The 13301-nt window shown below is 76.4% G+C and carries 8 protein-coding genes and 1 pseudogene; 4 read left to right on the forward strand and 5 right to left on the reverse strand.

Annotated features, from left to right (window positions below; all coding sequences use genetic code 11):
• The first annotated feature begins 218 nt into the window (after window positions 1–218).
• The 4 genes from IH54_RS0130215 to IH54_RS43750 all read left to right on the forward strand — a co-directional run bounded on the left by IH54_RS0130215 (window position 219) and on the right by IH54_RS43750 (window position 7407).
• Window positions 219–1184, forward strand: coding sequence for a GlxA family transcriptional regulator (locus IH54_RS0130215; protein ID WP_031522914.1), 966 nt, complete (start codon window positions 219–221; stop codon window positions 1182–1184).
• A 30-nt stretch (window positions 1185–1214) separates the two neighbouring features.
• The gene (locus tag IH54_RS0130220; protein ID WP_031522916.1) at window positions 1215–2294 is read left to right on the forward strand and encodes an amidohydrolase family protein; all 1080 of its coding nucleotides are present in this window, start codon (window positions 1215–1217) and stop codon (window positions 2292–2294) included.
• Window positions 2295–2865: 571 nt separating this feature from the next.
• Window positions 2866–4137 carry an SCO1860 family LAETG-anchored protein gene (locus IH54_RS0130225; RefSeq protein ID WP_031522918.1) on the forward strand — a complete coding sequence of 424 codons (1272 nt, stop codon included), beginning with the start codon at window positions 2866–2868 and terminating at the stop codon, window positions 4135–4137.
• Between the two features lie 234 nt (window positions 4138–4371).
• Complete coding sequence (locus tag IH54_RS43750; RefSeq protein WP_078862642.1) at window positions 4372–7407, forward strand: ABC transporter substrate-binding protein; 3036 nt, start codon at window positions 4372–4374, stop codon at window positions 7405–7407.
• Window positions 7408–7418: 11 nt separating this feature from the next.
• Here IH54_RS43750 and cobC read toward each other — a convergent pair whose 3' ends face one another.
• From cobC to IH54_RS0130250, 5 genes and pseudogenes are all read right to left on the reverse strand, one after another.
• Complete coding sequence (gene cobC, locus IH54_RS0130235) at window positions 7419–8480, reverse strand: Rv2231c family pyridoxal phosphate-dependent protein CobC (protein WP_031522920.1); 1062 nt, start codon at window positions 8478–8480, stop codon at window positions 7419–7421.
• Window positions 8464–9369: a sirohydrochlorin chelatase gene (locus IH54_RS0130240; protein ID WP_031522921.1), complete on the reverse strand. Its 906-nt coding sequence runs from the start codon at window positions 9367–9369 to the stop codon at window positions 8464–8466. Before IH54_RS0130240 ends, cobC begins: the two co-directional genes overlap by 17 nt.
• Window positions 9366–9950: a precorrin-8X methylmutase gene (locus tag IH54_RS47210; RefSeq protein ID WP_234344039.1), complete on the reverse strand. Its 585-nt coding sequence runs from the start codon at window positions 9948–9950 to the stop codon at window positions 9366–9368. The genes IH54_RS0130240 and IH54_RS47210 overlap by 4 nt, the downstream gene beginning before the upstream one ends.
• 138 nt (window positions 9951–10088) lie before the next feature.
• Window positions 10089–12020: pseudogene (gene cobJ / locus IH54_RS47215) on the reverse strand (precorrin-3B C(17)-methyltransferase); the annotation flags it as partial.
• Window positions 12017–13264 (reverse strand): bifunctional cobalt-precorrin-7 (C(5))-methyltransferase/cobalt-precorrin-6B (C(15))-methyltransferase, encoded by a 1248-nt coding sequence (locus IH54_RS0130250; RefSeq protein ID WP_031522926.1) that lies wholly within the window; start codon window positions 13262–13264, stop codon window positions 12017–12019. The pseudogene cobJ and the gene IH54_RS0130250, both read right to left, overlap by 4 nt.
• Window positions 13265–13301: the final 37 nt, after the last annotated feature.

The raw sequence follows: 13301 nt of genomic DNA on the forward strand, positions 1-13301 counted from the left end.
GGCGGAGGGGGCGGGCGGCGCGGGGAACGCTGGCGGCGCGGGCTGCCGGGCGGACGGGCTCCGCTCCGCGACGGGGCTGCGCACCGCCGCGGCGGGGGACGGGACGCGGGCCGAACGCGAGGTCTGATCCGGTGACATGGTCACCAGCCTCCCCGCGGGGCCCGGCGTACAGTAGTGGCCAGAATGCCAAAGGACCGGAGGTTCTGGCCATGCAGGGGATGCCGTCGCCGCGCCCGCGGCGGGTCGTGGTGATCGCCGCGGAGCCCGTCTCGATGTTCAACCTCGCCGTCCCCGACATGCTCTTCGCCCGCGTCGAGGTGGACGGCGCGCCCGGCTACGAGGTGGAGCTGTGCACCCCCGACCCCGGGCCTGTCCGGACCAACGGGCCCGCCGAGGTGGTCATCCGCAGCGGGCTGGACGCCGTGGACGGCGCCGACACCCTCATCGTCCCCGGCACCGGCTCGCGCGAGGAGCCCGACCCGCGCATCCTCGCCGCGGTGCGGCGCGCCGCCGCGGCCGGTGCCCGGATCGCCTCGATCTGCTCGGGCGCCTTCCTGCTCGCCGAGGCGGGCCTGCTCGACGGGCGGCGCGCGACCACGTACTGGATGCTCACCGAGGAGTTCGGCGAGCGCTACCCGACCGTGGACGTCCAGCCCGACGTGCTCTTCGTGCAGGACGGCCCGATGCTCACCTCCTCCGGCTACGCCGCCGGTATCGACCTGTGCCTGCACATCGTCCGCACCGACTACGGGGCCGCCGTCGCCAACGCCGTCGCCCGGCACGCCCTCGTGGCGCCCGTGCGGTGCGGCGGGCAGGCGCAGTTCACCGAGACGCCGCTGCCCGCCGTGACCGGCACGTCCTTCGCCGACACCCGCGCCTGGGCCATGACCCGGCTCGACCAGCCGCTCACCCTCACCGACCTCGCCCGGCACGCCGCCGTCAGCGTCCGCACCCTCAACCGCCGCTTCCGCGCCGAGACCAGCGTCAGCCCGCTCCAGTGGCTGCTGCACCAGCGCATCCAGCGGGCCCGCGAGCTGCTGGAGACCACCACCCTGCCGGTCGACCAGGTCGCCCGCGCCAGCGGCCTGGGCACCGCGGACTCGCTGCGCCAGCACCTCACCCGCCGCGTCGGCCTGACCCCCAGCGACTACCGCGCCGCCTTCAGCCGGCTGCCCGCCGCGTGAGGACGGGCACCGGACCCGTACAGTGCCCCCATGGGTGAGGTGCTGCACATCACGGGCCGGATCCTGACCGGGCCCGACGACGTGACCGACGAACTGTGGGTGGTCGACGGCCGGATCACGTACGACCGGCCCGCCGCCGAGTCCGTGACCGTACGCGGCTGGGCGCTGCCCGGCCTCGTCGACGCGCACTGCCATGTCGGCCTCGACCACTTCGGGGCGGTGCCGGACGACCGCTCCGAGAAGCAGGCGCTCGCCGACCGGGACGCGGGTGCCCTGCTGCTGCGCGACGCCGGGTCGCCCAGCGACACCCGGTGGGTCGACGACCGCGACGACCTGCCGCGCATCATCCGAGCCGGGCGGCACATCGCCCGCGCCCGCCGCTACATCCGCAACTTCGCCCACGAGATCGAGCCCGGCGACCTGGCCGCGTACGTGCGGCAGGAGGCGCGGCGCGGCGACGGCTGGGTCAAGCTCGTCGGCGACTGGATCGAGCGCGAGGTCGGCGACCTCACGCCGTGCTGGCCGAAGGACGCGCTGGACGAGGCGATCGCCGCCGCCCACGAGGAGGGCGCGCGGGTCACCGCGCACTGCTTCGCCGAGGACACGCTGCACGACGTCGTCACGGCGGGCATCGACTGCGTCGAACACGCCACGGGCCTCACCGACGAGACGATTCCGCTGCTCGTCGCGCACGGCGTGGCCATCGTGCCCACGCTCGTCAACATCGCGACCTTCCCGCACCTCGCGGCGAGCGGCGAGGCCAAATACCCCCGCTGGGCGGACCACATGCGCCGCCTGCACGCGTGCCGCCACGAGACCGTGCGCAACGCGTACGACGCCGGGATCGCCGTCTACGCCGGTACGGACGCGGGCAGCAGCCTGCCGCACGGCCTCATCGCGGCCGAGGTCGAGGAACTGGTCACGGCGGGTCTGCCGGTGACGGCGGCGCTGTCGGCGACGACCTGGCAGGCGCGGGAGTGGCTCGGCCGCCCGGGTCTGGAGGAGGGCGCCCCGGCGGACCTGGTCGTCTACGAGGCCGACCCGCGCGCGGACGTCCGGGTGCTGGCGGCACCGCACCGCGTCATCCTGCGGGGCGCCGTGGTGGGCTGAACGCCCGCGGGGCGGGCGGGCGTCCGGCGCCCGGGTGCTGAACACGCGCCCGGTGGACGGGCCTCCGCAGGCGGGGTGCTGACACACCTGCCGGGCAGGCTGGGTGCCGAACATCCGTCGGTCATGGGGGCGTCGAACGCCGGGATCTGCCGGGCGCGCTCGCCCAGGGTCAGCTGGGTGCCGAACATCCGTCGGGCAGGCGGGCGTCGAACGCCTGCCCTGCGTATGCGGGGTGCTGAACACCCGCCCTGCACGCAGGACTTCGGGACCACCTCCTCCCCACCGTACGCGAGCGCCGCGCACGCGCGGGCGCGCGCTTCGGCGTGTTCGGACACCGGCACGGGCCGCACCCGGCGGGACGGGCCCCACGTCACGGTGGATGCGGCGGGGCATGGGCGCTTACCGGCGGTACGTCCGCGCCGTCCTGCCCCGCTCGCCGGGGATCCCACCGGAAACCACCCTTTTGGGTGAACTGGCATCGCGTAGCCGTGCATTCACCCTCAGTGCGTAAACATTACCCGGCAAGCCCCGGCCCGCTGTCCCCAACTCGCGTACGGCCGGGGGGAGTCCGATGTTCACCGATGTCTCCCGTGGGGGTCCCACACCGATGTACCGCACCACCAACACCTTCCCGCTGCCCGTCCGCCGCCGCGCCGCCGCCGTCGGAGCCGCCGTCGCCCTCGCCGCGGGCGCCGCGGCTCTGGCTCCCGGCGCGCAGGCGGCCCCGGCCGGCGACACGCACGGCGGCGCGTCCACCGCCGCCGTGCTGCGCGCGGGCCTGGACGTGTCGCTGCTCGGCAAGGCGGTCGACGTGCCGGTCGACGTCGCGCTCAACGACGTGCACGCACCCGCCGACGCCGCGAAGACCGCGCTGACCGTCACGGTCGGCAAGGGCGTGGAGAACGGGCGCGGCATCAGCATCCTGCGGGCCGACGTCGCGACGTCGAAGGCCACCGCCGACGCCCGCAAGGCCGAGGGCTACGCCGACGTGGCGCACGCCCAGGTGCACGTCCCCGGCCTGCCGCTGCTGGCGCTGGTCAAGGCCGACGCCATCACCTCGACCGCGACCTGCGAGGCGGGCCGCAGGCCCACCGCGCACTCCGAACTCGCGGGCCTCACCGTGCTCGGGCGGCGGATCGACCTCAGCGCGGTCGGCACGACCGAGCTGACCGTGCCCGGCGTCGGCCACGTCAGCCTGAACCTGACGCAGACCACGACCACGTCCACCACCGCGGCTGCGACCGCGCTGCGGCTCGCGATCCACCTCGACCCGCTGAGCCTGGGCGTCGCCGAGGTCAGCGGCGACATCACGCTCGCGCAGGCCACCTGCACCGCCCCGCACCCCGGCGGCACCTCCACCGGCGGCTCGACGTCCGGTTCCACGTCCGGTTCCACGTCGGGTACGACCTCCGGCTCGACGGCGGGCACCACCTCCGGTACGACGTCCGGCACGACGGCGGGCTCCACCACCGGTTCCACCACCGGCACGTCCGGGAGCACCACCACCGGCAGCACGAACGGCACCACCACCGGGACCGCGTCGGGAACCACCTCAGGCGCCACCTCCGGCACCTCCGGGAGCACCACGAGCGGCACCTCCGGCACCGGCGGCTCCACGTCCGGCACCTCCACCGGTGCCTCAGGCTCGGCCGGCACCTCGGGCACCTCCGGTGCGGTCGTCCAGACCGGCCCCGGCACCGGCAACCTGGCGGAGACCGGGGCGAGTTCCAGCACCCCCTACATGGCGGGCGGTGCCGTGGCCCTGCTCGCCGCGGGCGCGGGCGCCTTCCTGCTGACCGCCCGCCGCCGCCGGGGCACCGGCGCGGCGGACCCGCAGGACTGACGCGCGGGCCCCACGTCACCGCACTGCGATAGCAAGGTCACAACGGGGGAACGAAAGCCCCGGGGGCGGCGCCGGACCACCGGCGCCGCCCCGTAGGCTGTGCGGGCGGCCGGAAGCCGTCCACGGCCGGGGCAGGTCGGCGTACGTCTTGCACAACCCGGCGCCGCGGACGGCCGGTTGCCGTGGGGCGGCGGACACGGCGGGCGCCGAAATGCAGAGGCGGACGGGGCGGGAATGACTGACGGGCTTTTCGCGGGGCGCTACCAGCTGGCCGAGCTGCTCGGCTCGGGAGGCATGGCCCGCGTCCACCGAGCCCAGGACACCCGGATGGGCCGGACCGTCGCGGTCAAGACGCTGCTGCCGGACCTGGCCGACAACCCCGACGCGCGCCGGCGGTTCGCGCGTGAGGCGCAGGCCGCGGGGTCGCTCAACCACCCGGGCATCGTGACCGTCCACGACCAGGACGAGATACGCGACGGCGACGAGGTCGTGCCCTACCTCGTCATGGAGTTCGTGCCCGGCGGCACGCTCTCCCAACTCCTGCGCCGCCGGGTGTTCTTCCCGCCCGAGCGGGCCGTGCGCGTCGCCTGCGACATCCTCGACGCCCTCGCGCACGCGCACAGCCACGGCACCGTCCACCGCGACGTGAAGCCCGCGAACGTGATGGTCACGCCCGAAGGCGTCGTCAAGGTCGCGGACTTCGGCATCGCCCGCGTGCTGGACACCGACTCCCGGCTCACCACGACGGGCTCGGCGATCGGCACCCCGAGCTACATGTCGCCCGAGCAGATCAACGGCGCCGAGGTAGACGCCCGCAGCGACGTCTACGCGGTCGGCTGCGTGCTCACCGAACTCCTCACCGGCAAGCCGCCGTTCACCGACGGCAACCCGATCAACCTGATGTACTGGCACGTCCACAACGCGCCGCCCGCGCCCTCGTCGCGCAACCCCCGGGTGCCGCCGGAGCTGGACGCGCTCGTGCTCACCGCCCTCGCCAAGAACCCCGCCGGCCGGCACGGCGACGCCCAGGTCTTCCGCGACCGGCTGCGCGCCTGGCTGGTCTCCTCCGGCCACGCGGCGCTCCTCGCCGGTCCCGCGATCCCGCCCTCCCTCGACACGGCGACCACCCCGCTCACGGCCGCCAAGTCCCCCTACGGGCCTGCGGACGACGCCTCCGGCGCGGCCGACTCCGGTGCGTCCGCCGGCGGTTCCGGCACCCCGCCGTCCACCCCGCCGCCCTCGACGCCGCCGCCCGCCACCGGCGGATTCGGCGCCGCCCCCGTCCCCGGCCCGAGCACCCCGCCGCCGCCCACCCCCGCCGAGCACCCGGCGTACGCGCCGCGCCCGCAGGTGCCGCTCCCGCCGCCGTACCAGCCGTCCACCCCGCCGCCCTTCAACGGGCCGGGCAACTCGGGGGAGTTCGACCCGGCGCGGCGCGCCCGGCGGCGCTGGATGACGGCCGTCGCGGCGGTGGCCGTGGCCGCCGTCGGCGTGACCGTCACGCTCCTGTACGGTCCGCTCGGCAATCACCACGACAAGGCCAACCCGCCGGCCCCCACCCCGTCCACCCACCGCCCGACCGCCACCGCCCAGCCCGCCAACCTCGAACGGCACGGCGGCAAGGCCGGCTCCGGCTACAACGGCGGTCTCGACGGCGTCGTCAACGCCTCCGACCGGAAGGGCGGCACCCTGCGGCTCGCCGCCGCCTACCCCGAGGACGGGCTGCTCGACCCGGCCGTCGTCTACACCCAGCCGTCGTGGAACCTCCAGCGCCTCTTCGAGCGCAAGCTCGTCGACTACGCCCCCGACCCCGGCCCCGCCGGGCGCAAGCTCGTGCCCGACCTGGCCACCACCACCGGCGACGTCACCAACGGCGGCAAGACCTGGACGTTCCACCTCAAGGCCGGCCTGAGGTACGAGGACGGCAGCGCCATCACGTCCCAGGACATCAAGTACGGCATCGAGCGCACCTTCGACCGCGACGCGTTCATCGCGGGACCCGCGAACTTCGTCGAACTCCTCGACGAGGGCCAGAACTACCCCGGCCCGTACAAGGACACCGACTCCCGCCGGCTCGGCCTGAGGTCGGTCGCCACCCCTGACGACAGGACCGTCGTCTTCACCCTCGCCAAGCCCTTCGCGGACTTCCCGTACGTGCTGGCGATGCCGATGGGCGCGCCCGTTCCGAGCAAGGTCGACATCGGGAACGGCACCGCCTACCGCAACAAGCCGCTCTCCAGCGGGCCTTACAAGGTCGAGAGCTACACGGCGGACAAGTCGCTGCACATGGTCCGCAACACCGAGTGGGACCAGTCCACCGACCCCATCCGCTCCGCCCTGCCCGACACGATCGACCTCACCGTGTACTCCTCGCAGGACGCCGTCGAAAACGCGCTGCTGTCCGGCCAGGCCGACGTCGACCTCCAGTCCCAGGCGCTGTCGGACGCCAACCGGGCCAGGGTCACGGCCGACGACACCCTGCACGCGCAGACCGACCTCGCCTACAACAGCAGCACCCGCTACATCAGCCTGCAGACGTCCGTCGCGCCCTTCGACAAGCAGCCGTGCCGGGCGGCGGTGCAGTACGCCGTCGACCGGGTGTCCGTCCGCACCGCCCTGGGCGGCGACAGCGCGGGCGACATCGCCACCACGATGCTGCCGCCCACCGTGGACGGCTTCGACCCCGACGCCCACCCGTACGGCGACAGCACCGGCAAGAACGACACGGCCAAGGCGCGCGAGCAGCTCGCGGTGTGCGGCAGGTCCGGCGGCTTCAGCACCACGATCGTCGGCGCCGCCAACAACGCGAAGACGCTCGCGGCCATGACGGCGGTCCAGCAGTCGCTGAGGAACGCCGGGATCGCCGTCACCATCAAGCAGGTCCCCATCACCGAGCTCTACACCGACCTCGCCTCGCCCGCCAAGGTCAAGCAGAACGGCTGGGGCATGGTCATGAGCTCCTGGGCCGCCGACTGGCCCAACGGCGGCGGCTTCCTGCGCACCCTCGTCGCCCCCGGCAGCCCCACCAACTACGCCGGTGTGAACGACCCCGGCCTGGACCTCGTCCTCTCCCAGGGCGAGAGCGCCGACGGCCCGGAAAAGTCCACCGCGGCCTGGCGGGAGGCCGACGAGAAGGTCATGGCGGACGCCGCGCTCGTCCCCCTCGTCCACGGGCGGCACCTGGTCTTCCGCAGCAGCCGGCTCACCAACGTCTACGAGCACGAGGTCTTCGGGGCGCCCGACCTGACGGCGCTGGGCCTGGCGAACTGACCGTACGGCCGTCAGGCCCGCAGCGCCGCCGTGAGCGCCGCGGCGAAGGCCCCGGACGTCGCCCGGTCCCGCACCGCGACCCGCAGCCACTGCGGGCCGAGACCCGGGAAGGTGTCGCCCCTGCGCACCGCCCAGCCGCCCGCCCGCAGCCGCTCCCGCACCGCCGCCGCGTCCGGCAGCCGCAGCAGCACGAAGGGCGCGGCGGGCGCGGCGCCCGCAACCGCCACGCCGGGCACCTCCGCCAGCAGGTCCAGCAGATGCGCGCGGTCCGCCGCCGTCCGCACCGCCGCCGCCTCCGCCTCGGCGAGTGCCGCGGGCTCCATGCACGCCTGCGCCGCCGCGAGGGCCGGGGCCGACACCGCCCACAGCGGCTGGGCCCGCTCCAGCGCCGCGAGCGGCTCCCGGCCGCCCAGCACGTAGCCGATCCGCAGGCCCGCCAGTCCCCAGGTCTTGGTCAGACTGCGCAGCACCAGCAGCCCCGGCACGTCCCGCGCCGCCGCGAGCGACTCGGGCTCGCCCGGCACCGCGTCCATGAACGCCTCGTCCACCACCAGCGTCCGGCCAGGACGCGCCAACTGCCGCAAGGCCGCGGCCGGATGGAGCACGGACGTGGGGTTGGTCGGGTTGCCGACCACCACCAGGTCCGCCTGCTCCGGCACCGCCGCCGGGTCCAGCCGGAAGCCGTCCGCCGCCGCCAGCAGCACCCGGTGCACCGGGTGGCCCGCGGCCCGCAGCGCCGCCTCCGGCTCGGTGAACTGCGGGTGCACCACCGCCGCGCAGCGCGGCCGCAGCGCCCGCGCGAGCAGCACGAACGCCTCCGCCGCGCCCGCCGTCAGCAGTACCTCCCGGGCGTCGGCCCGGCCGTGCCGTGCCGCGACCGCAGCCCGTGCGGCCCGCCCGTCCGGGTAGCTCGCCAGAGCCGCGAGGGAGCCCGCGATCCGCTCGGCCAGCCACGGCGGGGGCGTGCCCGTGCGGACGTTGACGGCAAGGTCGACCAGGCCCTCGGCCGTCTCGCGGTCGCCGTGGTGGCCCAGGTCGTACGCGTCCGCGCCGCCCTCAGTGGGAGTGTGCATGCCCGTGCCCGTGCGTGTGTGACGGGTCGTCCGGGTGGTGGTGCGGCTGCTGCGGGCGGCCCACGCGGTCCTCGAAGCCGGGCATCGCGATCCGGTAGACGCAGGAGTCGCAGTTCATCCGCAGATCGCCCGCGACCGCCTCCCGGTAGCGCTCCGCCACCAGCGCCGCCAGCTCGGGCTCGGGCCCGATGACGTCCGCGCACCGCACGTCCACGGCGCCGTTCGCCGCGGCCCATTCGGCGGCCTGCGCGCGCACCCGGTCCGGCAGCACGCCCGCGAACAGGAAGTACGGCAGCACCACGACCGTCCGCGCGCCCAGCCGCGCGCAGCGCCCGAGGCCCGCGGCGACCGAGGGCTCCGCGAGCGACACGAACGCCGTCTCCACGCCCGCGTAGCCGCGGCCCTCCCACAGCAGCCGGGCCGCCTTGAAGACCTCGGCGTTCGCGTCCGGGTCGGTCGAGCCGCGCCCGACGAGCAGCACCGTGGCCGCGGCCCGCTCGGTGGCCGTGGCCGCCAGCACCTCGTCCACCCGCCGCTCCAGCACCGCGAGCAGCCCCGGGTGCGGGCCCAGCGGGCGGCCGTACGCGAACGACGTCCCCGGGTGCCGCAGTTTCTCGCGGGCCAGCGCCGCCGGGATGTCGCCCTTGGCGTGGCCCGCCGACACCAGCACCAGCGGCACCGCGGCGAAGTCCCGTACCCCCGCGGCGACCAGGGCCGCGACGCTGTCGGCGAGCGGCGGCGGGGACAGCTCGATGAAGCCGCCGCCGACCGGCAGGTCCGGATGCGCGGCGCGCAGCGCCTCGGTGAAGGAACGGAAGGCCCGCGCGCCCGCGGCGTCGCGCGTGCCGTGGCCGACGAGGAGCAGGGCGGGGGGCGGGGCGGACGTCACTGGGTGTTCTCCTCGGTGGTGCGAAAGGGGGTGTAGAGCAGTGCGTTGAGCGCGGCGGCGGCCACCGCGGAACCGCCCTTCTCCGAGACGTTGCTGATCGCGGGCAGGCCCGAGGCCCGCAGGTGCTCCTTGCTCTCCGCGGCGCCCACGAAGCCGACCGGCAGGCCGATCACCAGCGCGGGCGCCGCGTCCAGCGCGAGCAGCTCCTCCAGGGCGGTCGGGGCGCACCCCACCACCCACACCGCGCCCGGCCCGACCTCCGCGTACGCCAGCCGCACCGCGTGCGCGCTGCGCGTCAGGCCGCCGGGCCCGGCGGCGGCGTCCTTGAGACGGCACACCACCCGGCGCCCGGTGATCCCGGCGGCGACCATCTCGACGTCCGCGACGACCGGGGCCCCGGCGTGCAGCGCCGCGTACGCCGCGGCGAGCTGCGCCTCGTCCATGACCAGCTCCTCGGCGTACCCGAGGTCCGCGCTGGCGTGCACCACACGCTCCACGACCGCGCGGCTCAGCGGCGGCAGGGCGGAGGTGTCCAGCCGGGCGCGCAGGATGCGGTACGACTCCTGCTCGATGGGGTGCACGGTCCGCCGCGCGGGGCCCCCGGGTTCGCCCGCCGGGCGCGACGGTACGGGCGGTACGGCAGGGCGGGGCGGCACCGCGGGCCGCGGCGGGGCGGACGGGCGGGGCGGCGGCGGGGACTGCCAGCGGTAGCCGCGCGGGGTCACCATGCGGCCCGCGACGACACGGGAGGCGGTGTTGCCGACCGTCACGACGGTCATCATGTCGACCGTCGCCGGGTCGAGGCCGCCCAGCGTCGTGACCGTCACCTTCTCGCCCGGCCGGGAGGCGGACCGCACGACCCCCACCGGGGTGTGCGGCGCGCGGTGCTTCGCCAGCAGCGCCAGCGCCTTCGGGAGCTGCCAGTCGCGGCCGCGGCTGCGCGGGTTGTAGAACGTCACGACGAGATCGGACTCCGCGGCCGCCCGCACCCGGCGCTCGATCACCCCCCACGGGGTGTGCAGGTCCGACAGGCTGATCGACACGTGGTCGTGCCCGAGCGGAGCCCCCAGCAGGGCCGCGGCCGCGAGCGCCGCGGTCACGCCGGGGACGCCCACCACGTCGATGTCGTCCGCGGCCTCCGCGAGCGCGGGCGAGGCCATCGCGTACACGCCCGCGTCGCCGCTGCCGATCAGCGCGACCGCGTGCCCCGCGCGGGCCTCCGCCACGGCGGTACGGGCCCGGGCCTCCTCCGCGCCCAGCCCCGACTCCAGCACCCGGGTGCCCGGCCGCAGCAGGTCGCGGACCTGCTCGACGTACTGGTCCAGCCCCACGACCACCGAGGCGCGCCGCAGCTCCGCCGCCGCCCGCGGGGTGAGCAGGTCCCGGGCCCCGGGCCCGAGCCCCACCACCGCCAGCCGCCCGCGCGGCCTGCGCCGGGCGACCGCGGCGGTGGCCATCGCCGACTTCCGCTTCTCGACGGCGAGTCCGCCCCCGGGCCCGGCGGCGAGCAGCGCCGCCGCCTCCGCCACGGAGGGCGTCCCCACGGCGGCGAGCGGCGCGTCGGAGGGGTTCGGGACCTCGACCCCGGCGAGGTCCGCCGCCGCGAACGTCAGCAGCGGCACCCCGAATCCGGCGGCGGCCTCGACGATCCCTGCCTCGTCCTTCTTGGCCTCCACGGTCGCGAACGCCCACACACTTCTCCGTGCGAGCCCGGCCCCCTCAAGGGTCCTCTCGACGAGCCCGGCCACCTCCTCGGCGGTGACCCCGCGCGACCCCCCGACCCCGACCACGAGCGACGGCGGCCTGACGTACACGGCCCGCTCGGCGGGGGCCCGCAGCTCGTCGGTGACCTCCACCACGTATCCGCCACCGCGGCCCGGGCTCTCCCCGGCACACTTTTCCGCCGCGGAGGCGGGAAGCGAACGAGCGGTGTCCGGCGGTGCCGAACCGCCCTCGGCCGGGGTGCGTCGGGCACCGCCGGTCTGCGCCGTCCGGGTGCCCGCCGTTGCTGCGGGAGGACCTCCCGGGCCGGGCGGGGTGGGCGCGGGAGCCGGCTGGAGCTCACCGGTATCCGGCGCCGCGGCGGGAGGGGTTGCCGGATCGCGCCGGGTGGGCGCGGTGGGGTGCGGGGCGACGGCCTGCGCGCCGTCCGGCCGGGGGAGGAGGGGCAGGGCCGGCAGCGGCCAGGTGACGGGGCTCAGGAGGTGGACGGGAGTGCCGTCCAGCAGGGCGCGGGTCACCGCGGGGATCGCGCCCTCCACCGGGTAGGGGAGGGCGTCGAGGGCCGGCGTGCCAGTCACGTCCGTCGCGGTGGTCACGACGGGGACGGACCCGAGCACGTCGCAGACCTCCGCGGCGAGCGCGTTCGCCCCGGCCGCGTGGCCGCCGAGGAGGGCGACGGCGTGCCGGTGCGCCTCGTCCACCGTCACGACCGCCGGATCCCCGGACTTGGACGTCAGCAGCGGCGCGAGCACCCGTACGGCCGCCCCCGTGGCGAGGAAGACCACGAGCGCGTCGCACTCCGTGAACGCCGCCGCGAGCCGCTCGCCCACCGGACCGTCGTCGTAGCGGCGGGTGCGGCCGGGCCAGGCGGCGGCGAGCCGCTCGCAGCCGGTCCTTCCCGCCGCGGTGGCGTGGATGAGGCCGATCACGCGGGTGCTCCTTCCTCTTCGTCGTCAAGGGCGCCGGGCCGCCGTTCGGCCCACAGCACGAACACGGGGTTGGCCGCGGCGAGCCGCGCGACCCCGCCGGGCAGCGGCGCGAGCCGCGAGGACTGGAGCAGCACCCCGTCCACCGCGAAGCCTTCCGCGCCGAGCGCGGCCCGTACCTCCGCGACCCGGTCGACCGCCGCGAGCGTCACCACGACCGCCCGCCGCGTCCGCGCGGCACACGCGGCGACCACGGCGCCGACATCCTCCCCGCCGCCGCCGACGAACACCGCGTCGGGGTCGGGCAGTTCGCCGAGCGCGGCGGGTGCGCTGCCGAGCACGGCCGCCACGTCCACGCCGTGCGCGGCGGCGTTGGCCCGTACCCGGGCGACCGCGTCCGCGCTCCTGTCGACGGCGACGACCGCCGCCCCGAACCGCGCGCACTCCACGGCCACCGAGCCGGACCCGGCGCCGACGTCCCACACCAGCTCGCCGGTGCGCGGCCCGAGCCGGGCGAGGGCGAGCGCCCGCACCTCGAACTTGCTGATCATCGAGTCCCGGTGGGCGAACGCCTCCTCGGGCAGAGCCCAGCCCGCAGGCGCGGGCGGCGGACCCGCGACGGTCACGGCGGGCCCGACCGGCAGCCCCGGACGCAGGCTCAGCACGACGCTCACGGCCCCGCCCCACTCCCGCTCCGCGGCCTCCCGAGGGGAGACGGCCACGACCGACTCGCCGTCCGAGCCCAGCCGTGAGGCCACGACGAGCCGCCGGTCCGCACCGGCGCGGGCGAGCGCGGCGCCGATTTCCGCGGGCCCGGCGCCGGGGCCGGTCAGCACCGCGGCCTTGCGGTGCGCGAGGCACACGTGGACCGCGGTCCGCAGTGCCCGCCCGTGCGCGCTCACCACGACCGCGTCGTCCCAGCTCAGCCCGACCCGGGCGAAGGCGGCGGCGACGGACGGCACGGACGGCCGCACGTCGAGCGCGCCCGCCCCGAACCGCTCGCCCAGCGCCCGCACGATCCCGAAGTGCCCCGGGTCCCCGGACGCCAGCACCACGACCCGCCGCCCGGCGGCGGCGTACTCCCCGACGACGTCCAGCGCGGGCGCGAGCGCCCCCAGCACCACCCGCCGTGCCCCGGCGGGCAGTTCGGCGGCCGCCAGGTGCCGTGCGGCGCCGACGACCAGCTCGGCGTCCCCCGCGACGACGGGCGCGCCGCCGCCCGTACCGGCACCGACGACGGTGACGATCCCGGGTACGCCGCCGGGGCCCGGCGCAGGCCGCGGC

It is taken from the genome of Streptomyces sp. NRRL F-5123, assembly GCF_000721495.1.
GTDB lineage: Bacteria > Actinomycetota > Actinomycetes > Streptomycetales > Streptomycetaceae > Actinacidiphila.